This window comes from Streptomyces sp. SAT1, assembly GCF_001654495.1.
Taxonomy (GTDB): domain Bacteria; phylum Actinomycetota; class Actinomycetes; order Streptomycetales; family Streptomycetaceae; genus Streptomyces; species Streptomyces andamanensis.
The window spans coordinates 4,188,516-4,212,904 of record NZ_CP015849.1 but is presented as its reverse complement, the minus strand read 5'-3'; the positions used below and the strand labels follow the sequence as shown (position 1 = coordinate 4,212,904).

Sequence of the window (24,389 nt, the reverse complement as noted above, 5' to 3'; positions counted from 1 at the left end):
GCCCGTCCCGTGAACCGAGCACTGCCCGTCGTACGGCTGCGTGTCCCCACCGACGAGGACGCGCACACCTGGCACCGCCTCTTCGACGACCCGGACGTCATGGAGTTCCACGGCGGCCGGTCCGCCGAGCCGTCCGTCTACGAGGAACTGACCGCCCGCCAGCGCCGCCACGACGCCGAACACGGCTTCTGCCTGTGGACGGTCCTCGACGAGTCCGGCCGTCCGGTCGGCTTCACCGGCGCCCAGCCCTGGCCGCACGCCTGGGGCCCGGCGGGCGAGGTCGAGATCGGCTGGCGCCTGGGGCGGGAGCACTGGGGCCGCGGCTACGTCACGGCGGCGGCCCGGCTGACCCTCCGGCGGCTGCGGGCGGCCGGACTGCCGGGCGTGGTCGCCATGGTCGACCGCCGCAACACCCGCTCCATAGCGGTCACCCGGCGCCTGGGCATGCACCACGCCGAGACGTTCTTCACCCCGCAGACCCGGCGCATCGGCCACTGCTACCGGCTGCCGCTGGGCTCCCAGGACCCCTCCTGTGACGCTGAGTAACCGAATATCACGGAAAGACACAAAATCCTTCCGGCCACCGTGTCCGGCGGCTACGCTGCCGGTATCGCTGGGGGGTGACGTCCGTGTACCCGACTCCCAAGTCACCACAAGTGCGCGTGCCGCGCCTGGTCGGCCTGATGGCCGTGGACGCGCACGAGACCGCGCGGGCCCGCGGCCTGCTCCTGGTCGCGCCCGACCGCCCCGACTTCCCGCGCCCCGCCGTCGACCACGTCGTACGCCAGTACCCGCAGCCCGGCGCGGAACTGCCCCGCGACGCGCGGGTGTACGTGTGGTTCGACTTCGGTGCGGGCGAAGGCGGCGGCGGGGTGCGCGAGCCGCGCGTGCCCGAACCCCCGCCGGGCGGCGCGCGCCGCGCCCTGGACGAGCCGGACGGACCGGGCGGACCGTACGGACCGGACGGCTCGGGCGACCCCTGCGCCGTCGCCGGGCTCAGTCCTTGAAACCGCGGTGCAGTGTCACGATCCCGCCGGTGAGGTTGCGCCAGGCCACCTTCGACCAGCCCGCCTCGCGCAGCCGCCCGGCCAGCGCCCTCTGGTCGGGCCAGGCCCGGATCGACTCGGCGAGATAGACGTACGCGCCCGGGCTGGACGACACCGCGCGCGCGACCGGCGGCAGCGCCCGCATCAGGTACTCGGTGTAGAGCGTCCGGAAGGGCGCCCAGGTCGGGTGCGAGAACTCGCAGATCACCACGCGTCCGCCGGGGCGGGTCACGCGGTGCATCTCGCGCAGCGCCGCGTCGAAGTCCTGGACGTTGCGCAGCCCGAAGGAGATCGTCACCGCGTCGAACGTGTCGTCCTTGAACGGCAGCCGGGTCGCGTCCCCCGCGGTGAACGGCATCCAGCTGTGCCGCTGCTTGCCCACCTGGAGCATGCCCAGCGAGAAGTCGCACGGGACGACGTACGCGCCGGCCCGGGTGAAGGGCAGCGAGGAGGTGGCCGTACCGGCGGCGAGGTCCAGGATCTTCTGCGCCGGGCGCGCGTCGACGGCCCGCGCGACCTCCTTGCGCCAGCGCCGGTCCTGTCCCAGGGACAGCACGTCGTTGGTCAGGTCGTACCGTTCCGCCACGTCGTCGAACATCGAGGCGACTTCGTGCGGCTGCTTCTCCAGGGATGCGCGGGTCACCCGGCCATTGTTGCAGCCGCCCGCACGGGACCTACAGCTCGCCCCGCGCGGCGGCCCCCACAAACCGCGAGAACACCTCCGGCGCCACGGCGAGGTGCCCTCCGGCCGGGTTCTTGCTGTCGCGCAGGGCGATGTGGGCGGTGAGGTGCGCGTATTCGACGCAGTTTCCTCCGGTGTCGCTGCTGTAGGAGGACTTACGCCAGGCGGCGCCGTTCAGGGGCGCGCACTCGACGCACTGACCGCCCGTGTTGCCGCTGTACGACGACTTGCGCCAGGTGGCACCGTTCAGGGGCGCGCACTCGACGCAGTTGCCGCCGGTGTTGCCGCTGTAGGAGGACCTACGCCACTGGATGTTCTCCGACTGCTGAGCGGGGGCCATACCGTTCCTCCATCGTCTGCTTGACCGAGTAGATCGGCTACAGCTCGCCCTGCGCCGCCGCTTCCACGAACCGAGCGAAGACTCCCGGCGCGACGGCGAAGTGCCCTCCGGCCGGGTTCTTGCTGTCGCGCAGGGCGATATTGGCGGGGAGATGCGCGTACTCGACGCAGTTTCCTCCGGTGCTGCCGCTGTACGACGACTTGACCCAGGTGGCGCCGTTCAGGGGCGCGCACTCGATGCAGTCACCGCCCGTGTTGCCGCTATAGGAGGACTTACGCCAGGCGGCAGCGCCGAGCGGGGCGCACTCGATGCACTCACCGCCGGTGCTGCCGCTGTAGGAGGACTTACGCCAGCAGATCGTCGACAGCTTCAGGTGCGGACCCATACCGTTCCTCCATCGTCTGCTTGACCAGGTAGATCGGCTACAGCTCGCCCTGCGCCGCCGCTTCCACGAACCGAGCGAAGACTCCCGGCGCGACGGCGAAGTGCCCTCCGGCCGGGTTCTTGCTGTCGCGCAGGGCGATGTGGGCGGTGAGGTGCGCGTACTCGACGCACTGACCGCCCGTGCTGCCGCTGTACGACGACTTGACCCAGGCAGCGGCGCCGAGCGGGGCGCACTCGACGCACTCGCCGCCCGTATTTCCGCTGTAGGAGGACTTACGCCACCGGATGTTCTCCGACTGCTGAGCGGGGGCCATACCGTTCCTCCATCACGCGCTTGATCAGCTTCGCTGACTCCTCCTCAGAGAGGGCAGCGGCCTGCAAGCTAGCGTAACGGCGAGCGGCGTCGCGAATGATTTCCGGGTTGGCGGTCATGTGACCGGAGATGAGGTCCTCGGTGTAGATGATCTCCGGCTCCTTCCGGAAGCGCAGTCCCACGAAGGAGCCTTCCAAACTCGCGTGCGCGCCAGCCGAGCAGGACAGCACCTGGATCTGCACCCAGGGGCGCTCGCCGTAGTCCAGCAACTGCTGTAGCTGAGCGCGCATCACCTCGGAGCTGCCCATCGGCCGCTGGAGTACAGCCTCGTCCAGGATCACTAGCGCTAGCGGTGGTTCGGCCGTGTCCAGGATTCGTTGGCGTTCAAGACGTGCGGCGACGAGTTCGTCGATCTTCGCCACATTGCCCATCTCCAGCACCGCGCGTGCATACTCAGGGGTCTGAAGCAGTCCGTCGACCAGTTGCGCCTGGAACGACGAGATGTACGTCGCCTTCGCCTCCATCTCCGCGAACGGCTGGAACCAGTTCGGCAGTTGGCTGCGCAGCACCAACCCCACCAGCCGTGAGAAGAAGCCCTCCGTGTTGAACGCGGCGTCCACCCGTGCCGAGAAGTCCCGTGTCGGCACCTTCAGGGCTGTTTCGACCTGGCCTACCAGCGAGCCCGTGCAGAAGATCGACTCGCCGAGTTCGTTCAGGGTCATCTTCGCCGCCTCGCGCAGGCGGCGCAGCTCGGCGCCGTAGTAGTCCAACGGCGAAGCGCTGGGGTCCAGTTGTTTGACGTTCGCCATGCGGCATCCGCTCCTCTCGCTCCGTTGCCGAGAGTAAGCGCGCTGTCGCTGATCCGTAGGGTCAACAACCGAAATCGTATTTATGCCCGCCGGTGGACGAGACGGCCGCCCACGACGGTCGCCAGGCAGTCCCCGTCCGCCCCGAGGACGGCGAAGTCCGCACGGGCGCCCGGAGCCAGGGCCGGGGCGGCGGAGCCGACGAGGACCCCGGACCGCTGCACCGCCGTCCGTACCGGCGCCCGCGTGAACGGTCCCGCCACCGCCGTCACCCCGCGCGTCAGCATCCGCTGGAGCCCGCGCCGGGCGCTCGCGCCCCAGCGGGTGTCGGGCATGCCGTCGGGGCCCACGGGCAGCGGCTCGGTGCCCAGTTCGTCCGCCTCGCGCGGGTCGGGCCAGTACAGCGTCTCCAGGAGGCGCACCGCGTCCGGTTCGTACCGGCCGGGGACGGGCGTCCCGGCCCACTCGCGGACGCGGGCCCGCTCACCGTACGCGGCGCGCAGCTCCTCGTAGGGGCCGAGGGCCGCGATCCGGGCGCCGTCGACCGCGACGCAGCGGGAGGCGTCCGCCAGCGAGCGGTGGAGGGTGAGCATCAGTCGGCGGCGAGCAGCTTCAGCTCCGGGTGGGCGGTGCCGCCCGCGAGGGCCGTGGAGGAGATGTGGGACATCACGCGGTCGTCGACCGGATCGTTCGCCGGGTCGTCGTGCACGACCAGGTGCTCGTAGGTCGTCGCGCGCTGGGCGGGCACGCGGCCGGCCCGGCGGATCAGCTCGATGATCTCCATGCGGTTGGAGCGGTGCTTGGCACCGGCGGAGGAGACGACGTTCTCCTCCAGCATGATCGAGCCGAGGTCGTCGGCGCCGTAGTGCAGGGTGAGCTGGCCGACGTCCTTGCCGGTGGTCAGCCAGGAGCCCTGGATGTGCCTGACGTTGTCGAGGAACAGCCGGGCGATGGCGATCATCCGCAGGTACTCGAAGAGCGTGGCCTGCGTACGGCCCTTCAGGTGGTTGTTCTCGGGCTGGTAGGTGTACGGGATGAAGGCGCGGAAGCCGCCGGTGCGGTCCTGCACGTCCCGGATCATCCGCAGGTGCTCGATGCGCTCGGCGTTGGTCTCGCCGGTGCCCATCAGCATGGTGGAGGTGGACTCCACGCCCAGGCGGTGCGCGGTCTCCATGATCTCCAGCCAGCGCTCGCCGGACTCCTTGAGCGGTGCGATGGCCTTGCGGGGGCGCTCGGGGAGCAGTTCGGCGCCGGCGCCCGCGAAGGAGTCGAGACCGGCCGCGTGGATGCGGGTGATCGCCTCCTCCACGGAGACCTTGCTGATGCGGGCCATGTGCTCGACCTCGCTCGCCCCCAGGCTGTGGATGACGAGCTGCGGGAACTCCCGCTTGATGGCCGCGAAGTGCTTCTCGTAGTACTCGACGCCGTAGTCCGGGTGGTGGCCGCCCTGGAACATGATCTGCGTGCCGCCCAGCTCGACGGTCTCCGCGCAGCGGCGCAGGATGTCGTCGAGGTCGCGGGTCCAGCCTTTGGCGGTGTCCTTGGGGGCCGCGTAGAAGGCGCAGAACTTGCACGCCGTGACGCACACGTTCGTGTAGTTGATGTTCCGCTCGATGATGTACGTCGCGATGTGCTCCGTACCGGCGTACTTGCGGCGTCGCACGGCGTCGGCGGCGGAGCCCAGCGCGTGCAGCGGCGCGTCCCGGTAGAGGGAGAGCGCTTCCTCCGGGGTGATCCGTCCGCCCGCGGCGGCACGGTCGAGGACGGACTGAAGGTCGGCCTTCTCGGTCACCGGCGTCCCTTTCGCAGAGGAGCTGAGGAGCTTGAGGATTCGTGAGGATTGTGGATCGGACGGACCGAAACAGCCTACGCCAGCGCCGTCCGCGGGCCGACGCCAGCCCGTACGGCCGCCCGGTCAGCTCACCCGTTCCAGACGTGCCTTGGGGTTGCCCGCCTTCGGGTCGACGGACTGGAAGCGCAGCGCGTCGGTGCCGTCCGGGCTCAGGCGGACCTCGTGGGCGTCGGGGACGCAGTGGGAGGGGTTGTCGGCCTTGCCGCGGCCGGTGGCCACGAGTTCCTCGGCGGTGGCCGACTTCAGGGTGAGCACGTCGACGCAGCCGCCGCCGAGGGGATCGGACTGGGTGACCGAACCGATCACCTTCGCGGAACCGGCCCGCTGGATCACGACCGTGAAGGTGCCGCCGGGCAGGTCCTGGCCGAGGGCGCTGACCGTGCCGGTGCCGCGCCAGGTGCCGACGTAGACCTCGGGCACGGCGCCGGAGGCGGGCGCGGGCGTGGACGCGGCCGAGCGCCCGGGGGACGGCGTGCCGGCGCTGTCGCCCTTGTGCCCGCCGCGGAACTGGTCCAGCAGCAGTACGCCGGTGGTCGTCGTCGCCACGGCCAGCGCCCCGGCGACCGCCAGCACCACACTGCAACTCAGCTTCCGGCCTCGGCCGCCGCTGCCGGGTCCCGTCCCGGCCGCCACGCTGACGGAGAACCGGCCGGGCCCGGCCGGTCCGTCCGGCTTCCCGCCGTCCGGGGGCGGCGGGGCGCCGTCGCGGGGCGCGGGGACCTGCGGCAGCGGGGGGACGGAGCGTGACGCGCCCGGGGTGCCCGGCATCACGGGCGGCGGGCCGAACGCGCCGGTGACGGCCGGGGGTTCGGGGACGGAGGGCGCGGGTGCGGGCGGCGCGGTGGCCGTTCCGGACGCGGGGCCCTCGGCCGGGTGCGCGGACGCCGTGAAGGCGATCGGGCCCGAGGGCCGGTCCGGGGCGGGCTCCAGGTTCAGCAGGTGTACGGCGCCGCGGCTGACCTGTTCGACCAGGGCGCCGGGGAGCCAGCCCCCGGCGACGAGGCGGGCCGCGCCCTCGGGGGCGAGGCGGCGGGCGACCTCGCCGGGCGCGGGCCGGGCGGCGGGGTCCTTGGCGAGGCAGGCGCGGGCCAGCGCGCGCAGGTCCGCGTCGGCCAGGGCGTCCAGCTCGGGTTCCTCGTGGACGACCTTGTAGAGCAGCGCCGCCGAGGAGTCCCCCGGGAACGGGGACGCGCCCATCGCGCCGTACGCGAGGACCGCGCCCAGCGAGAAGACGTCCGCCGCGCCGGTGACGGCCTTGCCGAGGATCTGCTCGGGCGCCATGTAGCCGGGCGAGCCGATGGAGACGCCGGTGGAGGTCAGGGAGGCGGTGCCGTCGGTGGCGCGGGCGATGCCGAAGTCGATCAGCACCGGGCCGTCGAGGGTGAGCAGCACGTTGGACGGCTTGACGTCCCGGTGCACCAGGCCCAGGTCGTGCACCGCGGCCAGCGCCTCCGCCAGGCCCGCGGCCAGCACCCGCGCGGTGTGCGCGGGCAGCGGGCCGCCGTGCGCGACGGCGGCGGCCAGGGAGGGTCCGGCCGCGTAGGCGGTGGCCACCCAGGGCACGGCCGCCTCGGGGTCGGCGTCCAGGACGGGCGCGGTCCAGGCACCGCCGACCCGGCGCGCGGCGGAGACCTCGCGCCGGAAGCGGGCGCGGAACTCCTCGTCGAGCGCGAAGTGCGGGTGCACGATCTTCACCGCGACCGTGCGGCCGCCGGGACTGCGGCCCAGATAGACGCGGCCCATGCCGCCGGAGCCCAGCCGGCCGAGCAGCCGGTAGGGCCCCACGGCAGCGGGCTCGTCGTGTGCGAGCGGCTGCATGGCGGTCCCCTCCCCCGTGTCCCCCGTGTGCCCGTGCGCCGGATTCCGGATCCCGGCCCTGGCGGCAGCGTAGTGCCGGGGGGCGGGTCGCGGGGCGGGGCGCCGGGGCCCTCGGGAGGGCGGGGCGGGCGGGGCCGGTCGTCAGAGGTCCAGCAGGTCGACCTTCACGTCCGCGGGGAAGCCCGTCGTGGGGCCGACCCGGCGGGCGAACTCCTCGACCGCCTTGAGCTGCGGGGCGCCGAAGCTGAAGTCGAGGGTGGTGAAGTAGCTCTCCAGGACCGGCTCGTCGAAGGACTCCCAGCGGGCCGCCTGCTCGGCGACCTTGTGGACCTCCTCCAGGGAGAGGTCGCGGGAGGCGAGGAACGCCTCGTGCACCTTGCGGGTGATGCGCGGCTCGCGCTCGGCGTAGTCGCGGCGCGCGGCCCAGACGGCGAAGACGAACGGCAGGCCCGTCCACTCCTTCCACAGCTGGCCGAGGTCGTGCACGTCGAGGCCGTAGCGGGGGCCGTCGTGGAGGTTGGCGCGCAGCGCCGCGTCGCCGATGAGGACCGCCGCGTCCGCCTCCTGCATCATCAGGCTCAGGTCGGGCGGGCAGGTGTAGTAGTCCGGGCTCACCCCGTACCGCTCGGCCAGGAGCAGCTGGGCCAGGCGCACCGAGGTGCGGGAGGTCGAACCGAGGGCAACCCGGGCGCCGTCGAGCCGGTCGAGCGGGACCTGCGAGACGATCACGCAGGACATCACCGGGCCGTCGCAGCCCACGGCGATGTCGGGAAAGGCCAGCAGATCGTCCGCGTTCTTGAGGAACTCCACGAGGGTGACCGGGGCGATGTCCAGCTCGCCGCGGACGAGCTGCTCGCTGAGCTTGTCCGGGGTGTCCTTGCGGAGATCGAAATCGAGGAGCGTGCCCGTTCTCGCGAGCCCCCAGTACAGGGGCAGGCAGTTGAGGAACTGGATGTGGCCGACACGCGGCCGGGTGCGAGAATTGTCCACATCGCGAGACTAGACCCTGGTCGCCGGGGCGCTGCCGCCACCCCCTCGGCCGCCGGGGCGCGGGGCCCCGCTCGGGGGGCGGATCACCCGGTCGGCCCTGCCGTCACCTGCCGTCCACCGACCGTTTGCGTCCGTTTGTGTCAACCTCTGACCAGAGCTTTCAAACATCCGGGTGACGTGATCTTGGCCTCTATTGCGTTCGGGGGCCCGCATGCTAGGCTCGCCACCAAGTTGCAGTTTTGGTTTCCCTTGCAGTACAGAGCCTGCGGAGCATGTAACCGCGGGCTCTGGTCGTTTTCAGACGTATGCAGTTGTGCGGCGATATCGTTTTCACATTTGCAGGTTCTGGAGCAGGGCGACCCTTTGAGCCCAAGGAGGGCTTATGGCTACCGGAACCGTGAAGTGGTTCAACGCCGAAAAGGGCTTTGGCTTCATTGCCCAGGAAGGCGGCGGCCCCGACGTCTTCGTTCACTACTCCGCGATCAACGCCACCGGTTTCCGCTCTCTCGAAGAGAACCAGCAGGTGTCCTTCGACGTCACCCAGGGCCCGAAGGGCCCGCAGGCGGAGAACGTCACCCCGGTCTGAGCGTCGCGCGCGCAGTAACCGTTCTGATTGCAGTACCCAAGGAGCCCCACGCCATCCGGCGACGGGGCTCCTGCCCTTTTCCGCCCTTTTCCGCCCCGGCGCCCTCCGCCTCGGGGCGGGTCGGCACCCACCGCACCCCGCCTCGGGTCCGGATCCCCGCGAGGTGGGGCGGGTTGCCGCCCTGGGCCCCGCAAAGATCGTCGTACGCGGACAGGGCCCAGTCAATCCTGGGAATGTCTGCCCATCTCCAAGCAATTGCTTGGGTGTTGCCGGCCGCTGGGCTAGCTTGTCCGCGTGACTCTCGATGATCTGCGGGTGTTCGTCGCCGTGTGCCGGGCGGGCAACCTCAGCGCCGTGGCCCGCGACCTCGGCTGCACCCAGTCGGCGGTGAGCCAGCACGTCAAACGGCTGGAGCGGGAGGCCGGCGTCAGCCTGCTGGAACGCCAGCCGCGCGGGGTCGCGCCCACCGAGGCCGGACGCATCCTGCGGACGGCCGCCGCCGAGTCGCTGGCCGGTCTCGACGGCGCGCTGCGGCGGCTGCGGGATCTCACCGAGGGGGAGACCGGCTCGGTGCGGATCGCGACCGGCGCGACGACCGTACGGCACTTCATGGCGGACGCGGTCGTCGCCTTCCGCCGCCGGTATCCCAAGGTCAACCTGGAGTTCTTCACGGAGAGTTCGAGCCGGGGCTGCTTCGACGCGCTCGGCGGCGGCGAGCTGGACCTCGCCTGGGTCACGCTGGGCGCGCCGGTGCGCGGCATCGAGCAGCGCGGTGTCCTCGACCTGCCGTGGGTGCTCGCGCTGCGCGCCGAGGACCCGCTGGCGGCCCGTACGTCCGTGGACGCGGCCGAGCTGCGGGAGCTGCGGCTGATCCGGCTCCCGCCGAACTCCACCTCCGCCGCCCACCTCGACGCCGCCTGCGCCGAGCTGGGCGTCCGCTTCGGCTCCGACACCAGCGTCGCCGACTGGGACACCGCCTTCCTCCTCGCCGAGCTGGGCGTGGGCCGCGCGGTCGTCCCCGCCCTCCCCGGCCACACCACCCCCTCCAGCCCCCTCCGCCTCATCCCCGTCCCCGCCCTGCGCCCCCTCACCGTCGGCTGGGCGGTCCGCCGCTGGGACGCCCTGTCCCCGCTGGCCCGCGCTTTCGCGGAGACGGTGATGGAGTGCTGCCGCGGGCTGGAGGGGGTGCCGGGGGCGGCGGGGGCGGTGGGGCTGAGTGCGGGGTTGCCGGGGGCGGCTGGGCCGGGCGCGGAAGTCTTGAGCGCGGGGGTGTCAGGGGCGGGGGTGTCAGGAGCGGGGCTGTCCGGTTCGGGGGTGTCCGGCTCGGGGCCGGATCCGGTGCCGCGCAGGCCGAGTGGGCCGCCGCGGCCGTTCGCGCCTCCGGCGCCGTCCGTGCCGCCGGTGCCCGCCGTACCGCCTGAGTCTTCGGCGGTCCCGGACACGCCGGAGGATTCCTACGGTCCGGGCGTTCCGGAGGCTCCGCACGCCCCCCAAGCCCCACACGCCCCGCAGGCCCCACACGCCCCGGATGCCCTGCACACCTCGCCCGGCCCGGAGGTCCCGGACGGTGTGGGCTCCGCGGACGCCGCCCCGGCCCCGTAACCCCGCCGCTCAGCTCCCGTACCACGCCTCCGCCTCGTGGGAGAAGTCGCGCAGGACCGCCCGGCGGCAGTGGCTCGGCTCAAGTGGCCCCGCTCGGGCGGCTGCCCGGGGCTCAGGCGCGTTCCAGGATCGCCGTCACGCCCTGGCCGCCGGCCGCGCAGACGGAGATCAGGCCGCGGGCGGGGCCCTCGCGCTCGGCGAGCAGGCGGGCCAGGGTCGCCACGATGCGGGCGCCGGTGGCGGCGAAGGGGTGCCCGGTGGCGAGGGAGGACCCGGCGACGTTGAGGCGGTCGCGGTCGACCGGGACCAGCCCGCGCTTCTCCCAGGCGGCCAGGGTGGCCAGCACCTGGGAGGCGAACGCCTCGTGGATCTCGACCAGGTCGAAGTCCTCGATGCCGAGCCCGGCGCGCTCCAGCATGCGCGGGACGGCGTACGCCGGTGCCATCAGCAGCCCGTCCTCGCCCTCGGCGACATCACCGCGTACGAAGTCGACGGCGGCCGTCTCGTACGCCGTCAGATAGGCGAGGGGTTCCAGGCCACGGGCGCGCGCCCACTCCTCGGACGCCAGCAGGACCGTGGCCGCGCCGTCCGTCAGGGGCGTGGAGTTGCCCGCGGTCATCGTCGCGCCGGGCCGGTCCAGGCCGAACACCGGCTTGAGCGCGGCGAGTTTCTCCACCGTGGAGCCGGGACGCAGGTTCTGGTCGCGCTCCAGGCCGCGGAAGGGGACCACGAGGTCCTGGAAGAAGCCCCGGTCGTAGGCGGCGGCGAGCCGCTGGTGGCTGGCTGCCGCCAGCGCGTCCTGCGCCTCGCGGCCGATGCCCCAGGCGCGGGCGGTCACGGCGGCGTGCTCGCCCATGGACAGGCCGGTGCGCGGCTCGGCGTTGCGCGGGATGTCGGGCACCAGGTGGCGGGGCCGGATCCCGGCGAGGGCCTTGAGCCGGGCGGCGGTCGTCCGGGCGCGGCGGGCGGCGAGCAGGATGCGGCGCAGCTCGTCGTTGACGCCCAGCGGCGCGTCGCTCGCGGTGTCCGCGCCGCCCGCGACCGCCGACTCGGTCTGGCCCAGCGCGATCTTGTTGGCGGCGGCGATCACCGCCTGGAGACCGGTGCCGCACGCCTGCTGGATGTCGTAGGCGGGGGTGCGCGCGTCCAGCCGCGAGCCGAGGACGGTCTCGCGGGCCAGGTTGAAGTCGCGGCTGTGCTTGAGGACCGCCCCGGCCACGAACTCGCCCACCGCGCCCGGTTCCTGGAGTCCGTACCGCTCGACGAGGCCGTCCAGCGCGGCGGTCAGCATCTCCTGGTCACCGGCGGTGGCGTACGGGCCGTCGGAGCGGGCGAAGGGGATGCGCGCACCGCCGACGACCGCCACCCGCCGGATGCCGCGCGACTCGGTCCGAAGAGGACTCATCTCGACCTTCTCCTCACCCGTGACGTAGCATTACCCCCGGTAACCTTACTCCACAGTAAGCACTTGCGACCCGTGGGAGACGGCACATGGCCGACCGTTATCTGCGCTTCACCGGCACCGCGCCCGGCCGCTTCCTGACCCGGCGCCTGGGACTGCCCCGGCCCGCGCCGCTGCGCCGCTGGTCAGCCGGGCGCCCCGCGCTCGACGGCCCGCTGCTGCACCTGACGGCCGGGAAGTCCGCGCTCGGTCCCGGCCCGGTGCTCGCCCGCACCGGCCTGCCCCTCGGCGCCCCCGGCGACCGCGATCCGGCGGCCGTGGTCCTGGACGCGACCGGCGTCCAAGACGTCGACGGGCTCGGCGCGGTGCACGCCGCCCTCCACCCGGTGGTGCGCACGCTCGCCACGAGCGGGCGCGTGGTCGTGCTCGGCGCCCCGCTCGACCCGGACGACCACCACCAGGCCGCCGCCCAGCAGGCGCTGGAGGGCTTCACCCGCTCGCTCGGCAAGGAGATCGGCCGGGGCCGCACCGTCAACCTCGTCCGGCTCACCGACGCCGAAGCCGCCGGGACCACCCTGGACTTCCTGCTCTCCCCCAGGTCGGCGTACGTCAGCGGCCAGGTGGTCCACGTCGCCGGGCCGGACGCGGGCCGCCCCCGCGACGAGCGGACCGCCGGTGCCCCGGGGCAGCCGCTCGCCGGGCGCACCGCCCTCGTCACCGGCGGCGCGCGCGGCATCGGCGCGGCCGTGGCCGAGACCCTCGCCCGGGACGGCGCCGAGGTCGTCGTCCTGGACGTCCCGGCCGCCGAGGCCGACGCCCGCGCGGTCGCCGGCCGCCTCGGCGGCACCGCCCTCGCCCTGGACATCACCGCCGCCGACGCGGGCGAGCGGATCGCCGCCGCGCTGCCCGACGGCCTCGACATACTGATCCACAACGCGGGCATCACCCGCGACCGGCGCCTGGTCAACATGTCCGCCGCACGCTGGGGCCAGGTCCTGGACGTCAACCTGGCGAGTGTGCTGCGCACCACCGACACGCTGCTCGCGGCCGGCGCCCTGCGCCCCGGCGGCCGGATCGTGGCCACCGCCTCCATCGCGGGCCTGGCCGGGAACGCGGGCCAGACCAACTACGGCGCCTCCAAGGCGGGCGTCGCCGGACTGGTCCGCGCCCTCGCACCGCACGCGCGCGAGCGGCACGGGGTCACGGTGAACGCGGTCGCGCCCGGCTTCATCGAGACGAAGATGACCGCCGCCGTCCCGCTGCTCATCCGCGAGGCGGGCCGCCGGATGAACTCCCTCGCCCAGGGCGGTCTGCCCGTCGACGTCGCCGAGACCACCGCCTGGCTCGCCCACCCGGGCTCCGGCGCGGTCAACGGCCAGGTCGTCCGCGTGTGCGGGCAGAGCCTGCTGGGGGCGTGACGCCGCCATGGCCCGCACCGCACCGGACGCACGCCCCGCCGTCCTCCTCACCCGCTCCCCCGCCCTCGGCCCGCTGCTCGCGCGCGGCGCGCTGCGCTCCCCCTTCCGGCGTCCCCGGCCCGACGCGCCCGTGCCGCACACCCGGCTCGTGCTGCCGTCCACCCGCGTCGACCTGGCCCGGCTGGCGGCCTACGAGCGGGTGTGCGGCTTCCCGACCGGCGCGGACGCGCTGCCGCTCACCTATCCGCACGTCCTCGGCTTCCCGCTCGCGATGCGCCTGATGAGCGGCGGCGGCTTCCCGCTGCCGCTGCTCGGTCTTGTCCACACCTCGATCGCCCTCACCCGGCGCACCGCCCTGCGCGCCACCGAGGCGTACGAACTCTCCGTGCACATCGCGGGCCTGAGGCCCCATCGGCGCGGCACCGAGGCCGTCGTCGTGACCGGGCTGCGCGCCGCCGGAGAGACGGTCTGGGAGTCCACCAGCACCTATCTGGCCCGCCACCGCACGGCCGGGACCACCGGCGGGCCCGGCCGGCCCGCGCCGGAGGCGGCCCCGCCGCCCGCCGCGGCCGAGTGGCGGCTGCCCGCCGATCTCGGACGGCGCTACGGCGCCGCCTCCGGCGACCGCAACCCGATCCATCTGCACCCGCTCACCGCCCGCCTGTTCGGCTTCCCCCGGCCCATCGCCCACGGCATGTGGACCGTGGCGCGCTGCCTGGCCGCCCACGGGGTCCCCGAGGCCGTCTCGGTCCGGGCCGCGTTCAAGGCGCCGGTGCTCCTGCCGGGCACGGTGGTGTACGCGGCCGACGACCGGGGCCGCTTCGCGCTGCGCGCGCCGGGCGAGGCAGCGGACGGGGCGGCGGACCGGGCGGCGGGGCGGGTGCATCTGGAGGGCGAGGTGGCGGCGCCGGGCGGCTGAGCACTGCCCCGCGCCCGTGGGAGCCCGCGTCAGGACCCCGGCGCGGGCGGGGTCCAGGGGCGGCCCTCCATGAGGTCGCCGAGGCCCGCCCAGGCGAAGTTCATCAGGGTGGTGGCGGCCTGCCGGGCCGTGACACCCGGGGTGGTGTTGGCCCAGTCGGCGAGCGACTCGGCGGCGCCGACCAGGGCCTCGGCGAGTCCGGCGGCCTCGTGCTCGGGCAGCCGGCCGGGGCCGCCATCCGCCTCCCCGGCACAGGCGGCGGCGTGTGCCGCCTCGGTGATCAGCTGCCGCACGAAGGTGACGATCTCCCGGCGCATCGCGGCGGTCTCGGCGGCGAACGGCTCGCCGTGGGTACGCGCCTGGAGGTGCAGCACCGCCCAGCCGTCCGGGTGCCGCGCGGTGTGCGTGAAGAAGGCCCGCAGCCCCTCCCAGAGCTGCCGGTCGGCGGGCAGCCCGGGGCGGGCCCCGGCCCGGACGGCGGCGGTCAGCGCGGCGGCCTCGCGCCGGATGCAGGCGCTGAAGAGGTCGTCCTTGGAGTTCAGATACAGATAGACCAACGGTTTGGAGACGCCCGCCAGTTCGGCGATCTCGTCCATGGAGGCGGCCCGGTAGCCGCGCCGGCCGAAGATGCGCACGGCGGCGTCTAGCATCTGCTGTTCACGAACCGCGCGCGGCATCCGCTTGGTCTTCACGGCACCCATGGCGGCAAGCCTACGGTTCACCCGGCCGCCCGCCGACCCGCCGACCGGGCGGGAACCCGGCGCGCAGGCGGGCCCGGAGGGTCAGGACGCCTTGGAGGTGCCCCGCGCCTCTTCCCCGGCCAGTTCCTCTTCGAGCGCGCTGGCCTGCATGTTCGCCTTCATGCGGTCGACGCGCGCGGCGACCTGCTCGGAGGCCCGGTCACGCTCCTTGCGCAGCACGACGAAGCTGATCGGCGCCGAGAGGACCAGGGCGAGAAGAGGGATCCACAGGCCGTTGGAGCCGTTGCGGCCGCTCGGCACGATGCCGACGTACACGAGACCCCAGGCGACCACGAGGCAGCCCGCGAAGATACCGAGGCGCATCAGCGTGTAGCGGAGCATCCCAAACCACTCTTCCGTTCCGAACAAGGCCAAAGGGCACCGTCCAGTGAAGCACGCTGGGGGCCCGTTCCCGCAGGCGGGTCACGCGGGCGCACGAAGCCTCAGGTCAGCGGCATGAGCATGATCACTTCATCGCGGTCGTCGTCCGGCGCGACCCGGGTGGCACCGGGGATCCGGCCGACCTCCTTGTAGCCGCAGGAGGCGTAGAACCGCTCCAGCCCCTGGCCGCCCCGGCAGCTGAGCCGGAGCGCCTCGATGCCCCCGATGCCGCGGGCCGCGTCCGCCGCCGCGGCGAGCAGCTCGCGGCCGTAGCCCTTGCCCTGGTGGCGGGGGTGGACCATCACCGTGTAGAGCCACAGCCAGTGGGCGGAGAGGGCGTCCCGGTTGAGGGTCAGGAACGCCGTCGCGGCGACCCGGCCCGTCTCGTCGTGCCCCACCAGCAGCCGGGACCGGCCCTCGGCCATCGCCACGAACTGCTTCACCAGCTCCGGCCGGATCGCCTCCCGCGAGGCCGGCGCCACGAAGCCGACCGCGCCGCCCGCGTCCGTGACGTCCGCCCAGAGGTCGAGGATGCCGTCGCGCAGGGCGCGGTCGACGGAGGGATCAAGAGTGAAGGTAAGAGGCATAGCGCAACACTACCTATTACCATCCGGGGAAGGGAAGGCCGTCGACTCAGCGGCCCAGGGCACCGGCCGCGACCCCCAGATCCGACACAAGACCCTGGTAGGCGGCCTCCCGGTCGTCCGCGCGCAGCACCGCCGAGGGGTGCACCGTGGGCACCAGGCGCTCGGGGCGTCCATGGATCTCGTGTTCGAGGAGGGTGCCGCGCACCTGGGTCACCCGGAAGGAGGAGCCGAGCAGGGCCTTGCCCGCGGTCGCGCCCAGCACCACGATCAGCTCGGGCTCCACGAGCGCCAGCTCAGTCGCCAGCCAGGGGCCGCAGGCGGTCATCTCGCGCAGGCTCGGCGCCTTGTGGATCCGCCGCTTGCCCGGCCCGGACCGGCTGAACTTGAAATGCTTCACCGCGTTGGTGACGTACGCCTCGCCGGGATCGATGCCCGCCTCGGCCAGCGCCCGGTCCAGCAGCTTCCCGGCCGGTCCGACGAACGGCACGCCCCGCCGGTCCTCCTGGTCACCGGGCTGCTCGCCCACGAGCATCACCCGGGCGTGCGCCGCTCCCGCCCCGAACACGGTCCGGGTGGCGTCCCGGTGCAGCGGGCAGCCCCGGCAGCGCGCCGCGGCCTCGCGCAGCGCGGCCAGATCCGCGTGGGCCGGGACGAAGGGCGCGGCGGAGTAGGCGTCCTCGGGCGTCTTCACCGCGCCGTCCGACCCTGGGTGAGTCCTCTGGGTTCTCCGCGTTCTCTGGGGCCTCGCGCCAGCCATGCCGGACGGGTACCCGCCCGGCATCCGGCCTCACCGCTCGCGGGCGGTCACACCCGCATGGGCTGCGGCGACTCGCGGCGCCCGGCGTCCGGGCCGTCGTACTCGCGGATGATCTCGTAGCGCGTGTTGCGCTCGACCGGGCGGAAGCCCGCGTCGCGGATCAGCTCCAGCAGGTCGTCGCGGGTCAGCTTGTTCGGTGTGCCGAAGTTGTCCGCGTCGTGTGTGATCTTGTACTCGACGACCGAGCCGTCCATGTCGTCCGCGCCGTGCTGGAGGGCGAGCTGGGCGGTCTGCACCCCGTGCATCACCCAGAACACCTTCACGTGCGGCACGTTGTCGAACAGCAGCCGGGAGACGGCGAACGTCTTCAGCGCCTCGGCACCGGTCGCCATCGTGGTCCGCGCCTGGAGGCGGTTGCGGACCTTGCCGTCCTTCATGTCCACGAAGTCGTGCTGGTAGCGCAGCGGGATGAAGACCTGGAAACCGCCGGTCTCGTCCTGGAGCTCGCGCAGCCGCAGCACGTGGTCCACCCGGTGGCGGGGCTCCTCGATGTGCCCGTAGAGCATGGTGCACGGGGTCTTCAGACCCTTCTCGTGCGCCAGCCGGTGGATACGGGACCAGTCCTCCCAGTGGGTGCGGTGGTCCACGATGTGCTGCCGGACCTCCCAGTCGAAGATCTCCGCGCCGCCGCCGGTCAGCGACTCCAGACCGGCGTCGATCAGCTCGTCCAGGATCTCGCTCGCGCTCAGCCCGGAGATCGTCTCGAAGTGGTGGATCTCGGTGGCCGTGAACGCCTTCAGCGACACCCCGGGCAGCGCCGCCTTCAGCTCGCGCAGCGAACGCGGGTAGTAGCGCCACGGCAGGTTCGGGTGCAGTCCGTTGACGATGTGCAGCTCGGTGAGGTTCTCCGCCTCCATGCCCTGGGCGAGCTTGACGGCCTCCTCGATGCGCATCGTGTACGCGTCCTTCTCGCCCGGCTTGCGCTGGAAGGAGCAGTAGGCGCAGGACGCGGTGCACACGTTCGTCATGTTGAGGTGGCGGTTGACGTTGAAGTGGACGACGTCGCCGTTCTTCCGCGTCCGCACCTCGTGCGCGAGCCCGCCGAGCCAGGCCAGGTCGTCCGACTCGTACAGCGCGATGCCGTCCTCGCGGGTCAGCCGCTCGCCGGAGCGGACCTTCTCCTCCAGCTCGCGCTTGAGCCCGACGTCCATACCCATACCTCTGCTACCTCTTCCTCTTCTTCCTCCACCGACTCCTGCACACCGTACGCCCGGACCGGACGCCCCGGCCGTCAGACCTCCTCGGGCAGCTCTCCCACCCGGTTCTCCCACTTCGTGGACAGCACGATGGTCGTACGGGTCCGGGAGACGCCCTTGGTGCCGGACAGCCGGCGGATGATCCTCTCCAGTCCGTCGACGTCCGTGGCGCGCACCTTGAGCATGAAGGAGTCGTCACCGGCGATGAACCAGCAGTCCTCGATCTCGGGCAGGTCCTTCAGCCGCTGCGCCACGTCCTCGTGGTCGGCCGCGTCCGAGAGGGAGATGCCGATCAGGGCGGTCACGCCGAGGCCGAGCGAGGCGGAGTCCACCGTCGCCCGGTAGCCGGTGATGACCCCGGCCGCCTCCAGCCGGTTGATGCGGTCGGTGACGCTCGGTCCCGACAGGCCGACGAGGCGCCCCAGCTCGGCGTAGGAGGCCCGGCCGTTCTCCCTCAGGGCCTGGATGAGCTGCCTGTCCACCGCGTCCATGCGATCGAAGCCTTCCGCTGAAAGAAGTTCCTGAAGTCCCAGTGATGCTGTTCTCAAGTGGTACGGGTACTGCTGCTAACGCCGGGCACCGCCGCCCAGTTCGCCCTCCCAGCGGCGGTAGAGCCGGTGCGGCACGCCCACCGCGTCGAGAGCGCGGCCGGCGACGAAGTCCACCAGGTGCTGGATGTGGGTCGCACCGGCGTAGAAGGCGGGCGAGGCGGGCAGGACGGTGGCGCCCGCGTCGTCCAGGGCGACGAGCTGCCGCAGCGTCGGGCCGTTCAGCGGGGTCTCCCTGACGGCCACCACCAGCGGCCTGCGCTCCTTGAGGGTCACGCTCGCCGCCCGCTGGAGCAGGTCCTTCGACAGACCGAGCGCGACCCCGGCCACGCACGCCGTCGAGGCCGGCACGATCAGCATCCCCCGCGCGGGGTACGACCCCGAGGACGGCCCGGCCGCCAGGTCACCGGCGCTCCAGTGCCGCACGTCCGCGAGGTCCGCCCCGAACGTGCCGGGCTTCCCGTCCGCCCCCAGCGCCAGCCACTCCCCCAGATCCTCCCGCCAGTGCGCGTCCCGGAAGGAGATGCCCGTCTCGTCGAGCAGGGTGAGCCGCGAGGCCCGGCTGACCACCAGGTCGACACTCTCCCCGGCGTCGATCAGCCCGCGCAGCACAGCAGCCGCGTACGGCGTACCGGACGCGCCGGAAACCCCCACGATCCAAGGCTCGCGCCGCGTTTTCCCTGCGTTCACATATCGAGCCTACCGGCGGGGGCTACGGGGGGTCGCACCAGGAGGGCGGGGCGACGGGCAGGCCACCCGCGGCGTCGAGCCTCGACCGGCCCCTGCCCGGGAGACCGACGGAACACCACCCCAACAGTGCCGCACCCCACGGCCAGGGCCGCGCGGTCACCCCTCGGTCAGCAGACGGTAGTTCGAGTCATCGAGATCACCCATTGCGGCCCACAGCACCATCTTCTCCGCAGAGCCACCGGCTTCATCGTCACCAACAGGTCCAAGAGCAATTCGGGTTTCTCGGGCCTGATCCCGGCCCGATGGTTCGCACTCGACCCACCTGAACAATGACTCACCGGCTGGACACCGGACACGCCGGGGCAGCCGACTCCGTCCGTCGTGCTCGCCCTCCAGTAACTCCCCAGGAGCCGCCAAAATACGCCAGGCCGGCCAAGGTTCAGTTGACGGCACGAGAATCGACAGCGCCCAGTTCGCCCTCGGTATGCAAGCCCTTCACGCCCACAGACGGATGATTCCCTGGGCCACGCCCGAGCGTTGCCACCCAGCCGAACCTACCGGTCGAATGGCGGTTCACTAAGAGCTTGAGCGAGGCGATTGACCACTTCATTGACAGTGAAGTCCCATCCAGTCAAGCACTGTCCGCTCCAATTAATGCCTACTCGAAAGTCATCCTTGACCAGATCCGGCAAAGCCGCACTCCGCCAATGATCCAGCGGCATTGCAACAACACGAAACTGAGGACCCCATAGCTGAGCAGCGCGCTTCGCGCGGGACTCCGACGACCAATAAGGGAATGCGGGTCGCCCAGAACTCGAGACCGGCGTTGGGCTGCCATTGTCATCCCGGACCCACCAAACGGTGCGAGTCTGAACGATGTCGCGGAAAAAGGCCGCTGCCTGCGCACCGCTTGTGCTCACCCGAATCCTCCTAGATCGTCCAGACCTGAGCAGCGCACCTGTGCGTGACGCCAGCGAAAAAGGGGGCTGGCACCACGCCCGTCCGCAGCTCAGTACCCGGGCGGGAGCCTACGGTACCCACCGGGATCCATAATTACATGATCCTCTGGCCACCGCGGTGTCAGCAACATACCACCGTCACGCTCGGGAATAGGTTCGTGACTCAGCTCCATTGATTCCCACGATCCGTCAGGACGCTGCCGCTGGGGCGCCGACCCCCGCTTCATACGACCGACGTTCGCGGCACCGTATTGGCCTGCGGCATCCGGTTCCGCCGCTTCGTTCTTCCAGAACCGCTTACGCATGGTGGACAAGGACGGCGCATCGCCCTTCTTATTGGGCTTGGCATAATCTTCACCCAATTTCCAACGCCCGCCGCAGCCACTGTTGTGAACGAGTACCGGCGTCTCGCCCGCCAGCACATAGTACGTGTGCTACGCGGACGCCTGTACCTGCTTTTATGCAGGTCAAGCGCGATTTGCTGGTCCGGTGACGTGCGTGGGGGTCCGTGGTTGTGCGGGGTTGTTGCCGTCAGCTACTGCCGTCAGCCGGTTCAGCCCAGGTACGGCTTCTCGCGCTGTTCCAGGAAGTGCTGGAGCCTGAGCTGTTGGGTGTGGTGCATCGGCAGTTGCTCGATCTCTTCGGGCGGTACGAACCGGAGCTCGGTGGACTCGTCGGAGATTGCCAGCTGGCCGCCGGTGATGCGGGCGGTGAAGCAGACGTTGAACTGGCGGCGGACCTCGCCGTCGTTGTAGGCGATGACGTGTTTCGGGTCGGTGTAGGTGCCGACCAGGCCGGTGATCTCGACGTCCAGGCCGTTCTCTTCTTTGACTTCGCGGACGGCCGTGCCTGGCAGGGAGTCGGTGAGGTCCATGCCTCCGCCGGGTAGCGCCCACAGGTCGTTGTCGCGGCGGCGCTGGAGGAGGATGCGGCCGTGGTCGTCGGTGACGACGGCGGAGGCGGCGACGACCACGCTGTTCGGCTTGGGGGCGTTCGGGGCGTCGTAGTACTCAGTGCGGGCCACGATCAGCCTTCCTCTCGTACGGGCGTCGCCGTCGCCCACACCGCGTCGAAGCTCTCGGCATAGGTATCGAACATGCCGCCAGTCTCATGTCGCCGAAGATGCCACACGGGGGCGGCGTACGCGTTGACGCCCCAGACGTGGGCGTTGACGAGTTGCTGGTCGTCGGCACGGTAGAGGGAGTTGTAGAGAGTGGCGCCGTGGGTTCGGACCTCGATGCCGGGGCTGCCGGTGAGCGACCTGTAGTGCATGAGCGCGAGGCGGCAGCGGGATTCGATGCCGTGGCCGAACCGCTCCTCCTGACCGCGGGCTTGGACGTTGTCGCTGTCGGCGTCCCCGATCGCGATGCGGACGGTGCAGCCTTCGGCGGCGCGTTCGGTGAGGAGTTCGTTCAGCCGGGGGTATGCATCGTGGAGGAAGACGGCCGCGTACACGAGGATGTCGATCCGCTCCCGGGCCTGGGCCATCAGGTCGGTGAACGTCGAGGCGGGGATGTCGGCCCGCTGCTCGTAGAGCGCGACCAGTTCAGGGCTGATGGCGCGGGCGGGGCGGGCCTGGCGGAGCGCCGGCCAGAGTGCGTGCACGTCTTCTCCCAGGGCTCGGGCCGTCTGGAGGGCTGTGGTCCGGCGTGGCGTGCGCCCGAGGTTCACCCAGCGCTCGACCGACTTGGGGTCGACCTCGACTTCCTGAGCGGGGGCGGCGTACGTCCAGCCTCCCGCCGACATGACGGCTCGTAGTCTTTCGTTCGGCATGAGTCTCCCCCTTCGTCTCAGGACGGCACTAGGGACGGCAGATGATCCGCACATGCTGGGAGCTGGGCCGCCTGCCGGAGTTCGCCGATCTCAAGCTCTGGAAGTGGGCGCACATGCTCGGCTTCCGGGGCCACTTCTCCACCAAATCCCGCCGCTACTCCACCACCCTCGGCGCACTGCGCGCCGCCCGCCGCGCCTGGCGCACCGAACAGGCCCGCGCCCACGCCGACCCGCCCGAGTCCGACCCAACCACCACACTCGTCGTCGGTCACTGGGACTACCTCGGCTCGGGCTACAGCCCCGGCGCCGCACTCCTCGCCGCCTCCGTATGGCACCGCAGGGAACTGGAACGGCAGTTCGCGGCCGAAGGAGGCTGTTGATGGCCTCGCCCCCGCCCGCCGTCCTCCACGCGAAGGCGGTACCGGTGCTGGATCTGCTCACGGTGCCCCAGGTGATGGCCCGCCTCCAGCTCGGCCGCTCCGCCGTCTACGACCTGCTCCGCACCGGCCAGCTCGCCTCGATCACCCTCGGCCGCGCCCGACGCATCCCCGCCCGCGCACTCACCGACTTCATCCACGCCCGCCTCGAACAGGACGCCGCCTGATGAGCACACCCCGCGACACCCCCGCCTCCCGCCGTACCCGTGCCAACAGTGACGGGACCGTCTACCAGCGCAAGGACAGCCGCTGGGAGGCTGCCGGATACGTCCTCGCACCCGGCAACACGCGCAAGCGCATCCGCGTCTACGGCACCACCAGGAAGGAGGCGCTCGCCAAGCTGACCGAGAAGATCGCCGCCAGTAACCGGGGCGTCCCCATTCCCTCCGCGCAGGGCAGCGTGGCCGCGTACCTGACGTACTGGCTGGAGAACGTCGCCGTCCACCAGCTCCGCGAGAACACCCACACCCGCTACACGGCAGTCGCCCGGCTCTACCTCACCCCGGGCCTGGTACGGAAGAAGCTCGCCAAGCTCACCGCCAAGGACGTCCGCACCTGGCTCAACCAGCTCCGCACCACCTGCCAGTGCTGCACCCGCGACCTCGACCCCGCCCGTGACCAACCCCTCTGCTGCGCCGCCGGAAAGTGCTGCTCCAAGCAGCTCTCGCCCCTGACCCTGGCCTACGTACACTCCGTGCTCAAGACCGCTCTGGAGCACGCCGTGCGTGAGGAGGAGATCCCGCGCAACGTCGCTCGTAACGTCCGCACCGGCACACCCCGCCCCCGCCGCTTCGAACCCCTCACCGCCGAAGAAGCGCGCAACTTCCTGACCGCCACCAGCGGTCACCGGCTGCAGCCGCTGTTCGAACTCGCTCTGCATACCGGGCTCCGCAAGGGCGAACTCCTCGGCCTGCGCTGGGAAGACCTCGACCTGGCCGGCGGAACCGCCAGCATCCGCCGCACCCTCCAACGCACCAACTCCAGCGGCCTGACCGCCCTCCCGACCAAGACCAAGAGCTCCGAACGGCGCATCGCGCTACCTACGCCATGCCTGCGCTCCTCGAACAGCACCGCAACCGGAAACTCCAGGAACGCGAGGCGGCGGGTACGGGCTGGAAGGACAGCGGCTACGTGTTCACCCGCCCCGACGGCGCCCCGATCGAAGGATCCACCCTCACCCGGCACTTCAACACCCTGCTCCGCCGGGCCAGGCTCCGCCGCGTCCGGTTCCACGACCTCCGCCACTCGACCGCGACCCTCCTCCTGGAACAAGGAGTGGGACTCGTCGTGATCAAGGAGCTGTTGGGTCACGCCCACATCGGCGTCACCGCGACCGTGTACGCCCACGTCCGGCTCCGCCTCCAGCGCGACGCCATCGACCTCCTCGGACGTGCCCTCCGCAACCCCGCCGAGATTAGCGGCAAGCCCGACGACGGCGACGAACCACCCCTCGTCGGAGCCGCCGTCCGCTGACGTTGCCGTCAACTACTGCCGTCAACCACCCCGGAAGCCCCGCCAGGACTCACCTGACGGGGCTTCAATTTTGCGGTTGCTATCCAGCGCGGGCTGCGGGATCGGGCAGTGAGGCTACACCTCACCCTCCAGCCAACGTTCGAATGGCGCGGCCTCTGACAGCTCGGAATTGATCGCCTTCAGCCCTCCGGCGAAGTCTTCGGCCAATTTTGAGAGCATCGCAACTAGCTCACTCTGCGCAATGCTCTCGCGCTCCGGATTTGGAACCCAATCGGTCCGCGAATCGCAGTGAATCATCACGAGATCTCCGCTTGGACGAAAGGTCAAAGTCCTCTCGATGCCTTGCGAGTAAAGATCCACCTCGACTTCGCGGCGTTCACGCACACTCACCAGAAGCGAAGGGAGTTGCTCCATGAAGGCAGACAGGTCATACGCGACATCGAGCGGCCACTCATCATTCCCGAAGCCACCAATGTGGAATCTGCCGCCTCCAGCATCGGAGAGGACGCTACACGCCTCCATGACGAGGGTTTCGTACTCGCCGCCCGGCTCCAGACTCGCTGAAGCAGGGGTTACGGCACCTGACGGCACGGCCAGATTGAACGACACGGAAAAGCTCATCTCTCCAGC

At 71.6% G+C, this 24,389-nt stretch carries 27 protein-coding genes and 3 pseudogenes; 9 read left to right on the top strand and 21 right to left on the bottom strand.

The window, feature by feature from the left end:
* Positions 1-9: 9 nt before the first annotated feature.
* Complete coding sequence (locus A8713_RS18175; RefSeq protein WP_064534527.1) at positions 10-546, top strand: GNAT family N-acetyltransferase; 537 nt, start codon at positions 10-12, stop codon at positions 544-546.
* A 137-nt stretch (positions 547-683) separates the two neighbouring features.
* Complete coding sequence (locus tag A8713_RS18170) at positions 684-1,007, top strand: PASTA domain-containing protein (protein ID WP_064537572.1); 324 nt, start codon at positions 684-686, stop codon at positions 1,005-1,007.
* On the opposite strand, the gene A8713_RS18165 is transcribed toward A8713_RS18170, so the two are convergent.
* From A8713_RS18165 to A8713_RS18125, 9 genes are all read right to left on the bottom strand, one after another.
* Positions 997-1,689, bottom strand: a complete 693-nt coding sequence (locus A8713_RS18165; protein WP_064534526.1) for a demethylmenaquinone methyltransferase — start codon at positions 1,687-1,689, stop codon at positions 997-999. The genes A8713_RS18170 and A8713_RS18165 overlap by 11 nt on opposite strands.
* 31 nt (positions 1,690-1,720) lie before the next feature.
* Positions 1,721-2,068: a DUF397 domain-containing protein gene (locus A8713_RS18160; protein WP_064534525.1), complete on the bottom strand. Its 348-nt coding sequence runs from the start codon at positions 2,066-2,068 to the stop codon at positions 1,721-1,723.
* 37 nt (positions 2,069-2,105) lie between these two features.
* The gene (locus A8713_RS18155) at positions 2,106-2,453 is read right to left on the bottom strand and encodes a DUF397 domain-containing protein (RefSeq protein WP_079159032.1); all 348 of its coding nucleotides are present in this window, start codon (positions 2,451-2,453) and stop codon (positions 2,106-2,108) included.
* A gap of 37 nt (positions 2,454-2,490) precedes the next feature.
* Positions 2,491-2,766, bottom strand: coding sequence for a DUF397 domain-containing protein (locus A8713_RS18150; RefSeq protein WP_064534524.1), 276 nt, complete (start codon positions 2,764-2,766; stop codon positions 2,491-2,493).
* Positions 2,726-3,574 (bottom strand): helix-turn-helix domain-containing protein, encoded by an 849-nt coding sequence (locus A8713_RS18145; RefSeq protein ID WP_064534523.1) that lies wholly within the window; start codon positions 3,572-3,574, stop codon positions 2,726-2,728. The genes A8713_RS18150 and A8713_RS18145 overlap by 41 nt, the downstream gene beginning before the upstream one ends.
* Before the next feature lie 80 nt (positions 3,575-3,654).
* Positions 3,655-4,164 carry an imidazolonepropionase-like domain-containing protein gene (locus A8713_RS18140; protein ID WP_064534522.1) on the bottom strand — a complete coding sequence of 170 codons (510 nt, stop codon included), beginning with the start codon at positions 4,162-4,164 and terminating at the stop codon, positions 3,655-3,657.
* Complete coding sequence (gene mqnC / locus A8713_RS18135) at positions 4,164-5,363, bottom strand: cyclic dehypoxanthinyl futalosine synthase (RefSeq protein ID WP_064534521.1); 1,200 nt, start codon at positions 5,361-5,363, stop codon at positions 4,164-4,166. The genes A8713_RS18140 and mqnC overlap by 1 nt, the downstream gene beginning before the upstream one ends.
* 123 nt (positions 5,364-5,486) lie before the next feature.
* Complete coding sequence (locus A8713_RS18130; protein ID WP_064534520.1) at positions 5,487-7,241, bottom strand: serine/threonine-protein kinase; 1,755 nt, start codon at positions 7,239-7,241, stop codon at positions 5,487-5,489.
* 141 nt (positions 7,242-7,382) lie between these two features.
* Positions 7,383-8,231 carry a menaquinone biosynthetic enzyme MqnA/MqnD family protein gene (locus A8713_RS18125; RefSeq protein ID WP_064534519.1) on the bottom strand — a complete coding sequence of 283 codons (849 nt, stop codon included), beginning with the start codon at positions 8,229-8,231 and terminating at the stop codon, positions 7,383-7,385.
* Positions 8,232-8,613: 382 nt separating this feature from the next.
* On the opposite strand from A8713_RS18125, the gene A8713_RS18120 reads away from it, so the two are divergent.
* Positions 8,614-8,817 carry a cold-shock protein gene (locus tag A8713_RS18120; protein ID WP_004984723.1) on the top strand — a complete coding sequence of 68 codons (204 nt, stop codon included), beginning with the start codon at positions 8,614-8,616 and terminating at the stop codon, positions 8,815-8,817.
* 294 nt (positions 8,818-9,111) lie between these two features.
* Positions 9,112-9,987, top strand: a pseudogene (locus A8713_RS18115) (LysR family transcriptional regulator); the annotation flags it as partial.
* Positions 9,988-10,531: 544 nt separating this feature from the next.
* Here A8713_RS18115 and A8713_RS18110 read toward each other — a convergent pair.
* Positions 10,532-11,824 (bottom strand): acetyl-CoA C-acetyltransferase, encoded by a 1,293-nt coding sequence (locus A8713_RS18110; protein ID WP_064534518.1) that lies wholly within the window; start codon positions 11,822-11,824, stop codon positions 10,532-10,534.
* Positions 11,825-11,910: 86 nt separating this feature from the next.
* On the opposite strand from A8713_RS18110, the gene A8713_RS18105 reads away from it, so the two are divergent.
* Entirely contained in the window at positions 11,911-13,239 is a 1,329-nt protein-coding gene (locus A8713_RS18105; RefSeq protein WP_064534517.1) for a 3-oxoacyl-ACP reductase, read from the top strand.
* A gap of 7 nt (positions 13,240-13,246) precedes the next feature.
* On the top strand, positions 13,247-14,158 hold the full coding sequence (locus A8713_RS18100) for a MaoC family dehydratase (RefSeq protein WP_064534516.1): 912 nt from the start codon (positions 13,247-13,249) through the stop codon (positions 14,156-14,158).
* A gap of 29 nt (positions 14,159-14,187) precedes the next feature.
* On the opposite strand, the gene A8713_RS18095 is transcribed toward A8713_RS18100, so the two are convergent.
* The 10 genes from A8713_RS18095 to A8713_RS18055 all read right to left on the bottom strand — a co-directional run bounded on the left by A8713_RS18095 (position 14,188) and on the right by A8713_RS18055 (position 21,849).
* Complete coding sequence (locus A8713_RS18095) at positions 14,188-14,859, bottom strand: TetR/AcrR family transcriptional regulator (protein WP_064534515.1); 672 nt, start codon at positions 14,857-14,859, stop codon at positions 14,188-14,190.
* An 81-nt stretch (positions 14,860-14,940) separates the two neighbouring features.
* On the bottom strand, positions 14,941-15,240 hold the full coding sequence (locus A8713_RS18090; protein ID WP_064534514.1) for a DUF4229 domain-containing protein: 300 nt from the start codon (positions 15,238-15,240) through the stop codon (positions 14,941-14,943).
* Positions 15,241-15,341: 101 nt separating this feature from the next.
* Positions 15,342-15,866 (bottom strand): GNAT family N-acetyltransferase, encoded by a 525-nt coding sequence (locus A8713_RS18085; protein WP_064534513.1) that lies wholly within the window; start codon positions 15,864-15,866, stop codon positions 15,342-15,344.
* A gap of 46 nt (positions 15,867-15,912) precedes the next feature.
* Positions 15,913-16,557, bottom strand: coding sequence for a UdgX family uracil-DNA binding protein (locus tag A8713_RS18080; protein WP_064534512.1), 645 nt, complete (start codon positions 16,555-16,557; stop codon positions 15,913-15,915).
* Positions 16,558-16,670: 113 nt separating this feature from the next.
* On the bottom strand, positions 16,671-17,834 hold the full coding sequence (mqnE, locus tag A8713_RS18075; RefSeq protein WP_064534511.1) for an aminofutalosine synthase MqnE: 1,164 nt from the start codon (positions 17,832-17,834) through the stop codon (positions 16,671-16,673).
* Positions 17,835-17,914: 80 nt separating this feature from the next.
* On the bottom strand, positions 17,915-18,370 hold the full coding sequence (locus A8713_RS18070; protein WP_037861223.1) for an Lrp/AsnC family transcriptional regulator: 456 nt from the start codon (positions 18,368-18,370) through the stop codon (positions 17,915-17,917).
* 75 nt (positions 18,371-18,445) lie between these two features.
* Positions 18,446-19,117 carry a UbiX family flavin prenyltransferase gene (locus tag A8713_RS18065; RefSeq protein WP_064534510.1) on the bottom strand — a complete coding sequence of 224 codons (672 nt, stop codon included), beginning with the start codon at positions 19,115-19,117 and terminating at the stop codon, positions 18,446-18,448.
* Between the two features lie 554 nt (positions 19,118-19,671).
* Positions 19,672-20,037: a DUF2750 domain-containing protein gene (locus A8713_RS32410; protein ID WP_079159030.1), complete on the bottom strand. Its 366-nt coding sequence runs from the start codon at positions 20,035-20,037 to the stop codon at positions 19,672-19,674.
* A 592-nt stretch (positions 20,038-20,629) separates the two neighbouring features.
* A complete protein-coding gene (locus A8713_RS18060) occupies positions 20,630-21,100 on the bottom strand; it encodes an NUDIX domain-containing protein (protein WP_064534509.1) in 471 nt (156 codons plus the stop codon).
* Positions 21,101-21,102: 2 nt separating this feature from the next.
* Positions 21,103-21,849 (bottom strand): hypothetical protein, encoded by a 747-nt coding sequence (locus A8713_RS18055; RefSeq protein WP_064534508.1) that lies wholly within the window; start codon positions 21,847-21,849, stop codon positions 21,103-21,105.
* A gap of 35 nt (positions 21,850-21,884) precedes the next feature.
* On the opposite strand from A8713_RS18055, the pseudogene A8713_RS18050 reads away from it, so the two are divergent.
* From A8713_RS18050 to A8713_RS18040, 3 genes and pseudogenes are all read left to right on the top strand, one after another.
* A pseudogene (locus tag A8713_RS18050) lies at positions 21,885-22,229 on the top strand (replication initiator); the annotation flags it as partial.
* Positions 22,229-22,453: a helix-turn-helix domain-containing protein gene (locus A8713_RS18045; RefSeq protein ID WP_064534506.1), complete on the top strand. Its 225-nt coding sequence runs from the start codon at positions 22,229-22,231 to the stop codon at positions 22,451-22,453. The pseudogene A8713_RS18050 and the gene A8713_RS18045, both read left to right, overlap by 1 nt.
* A pseudogene (locus A8713_RS18040) lies at positions 22,453-23,759 on the top strand (tyrosine-type recombinase/integrase). The gene A8713_RS18045 and the pseudogene A8713_RS18040 overlap by 1 nt, the downstream one beginning before the upstream one ends.
* Before the next feature lie 114 nt (positions 23,760-23,873).
* On the opposite strand, the gene A8713_RS18030 reads toward A8713_RS18040, so the two are convergent.
* The gene (locus tag A8713_RS18030) at positions 23,874-24,380 is read right to left on the bottom strand and encodes a hypothetical protein (protein WP_064534503.1); all 507 of its coding nucleotides are present in this window, start codon (positions 24,378-24,380) and stop codon (positions 23,874-23,876) included.
* Between the last annotated feature and the right edge of the window lie 9 nt (positions 24,381-24,389).